Source organism: Streptomyces sp. TRM64462, assembly GCF_013362995.1.
In the GTDB taxonomy this organism is placed as follows: domain Bacteria; phylum Actinomycetota; class Actinomycetes; order Streptomycetales; family Streptomycetaceae; genus Streptomyces.
In genome coordinates this window covers 1-247 of the sequence record NZ_JABWDV010000061.1, presented here as the reverse complement: position 1 = coordinate 247, position 247 = coordinate 1, and the positions used below count along the sequence as shown (strand labels likewise).

1 pseudogene is annotated in these 247 nt (G+C 76.5%); it reads right to left on the bottom strand.

Features of this window, described 5'->3' with window-relative positions:
• Window positions 1-247 (bottom strand): annotated as a pseudogene (locus HTZ82_RS02895) (hypothetical protein); the annotation flags it as partial.

The window sequence follows — 247 nt, the reverse complement described above, 5'->3', positions numbered from 1 at the left end:
GTGCGTTCCGGGCCCAGCCGCTGCGGCCAGCCGTGGACGCCCGTGGCGCGGTCGGCGGCGATGTCCGGCAGGACGTTGCCGAGATGGGCGCCCACGCCGAGCAGTGCCCCGGCGGCGACGGCCCACCAGGCGGGCCAGGTGCCGCCGGGCAGGGTCAGGGCGACGAAGACGGGTACGGCCGCGAACGCCACCGCGTACGGGAGCCAGGACAGCACCGTCGCCTTGAGCCGCAGGTTGTACGCCCACG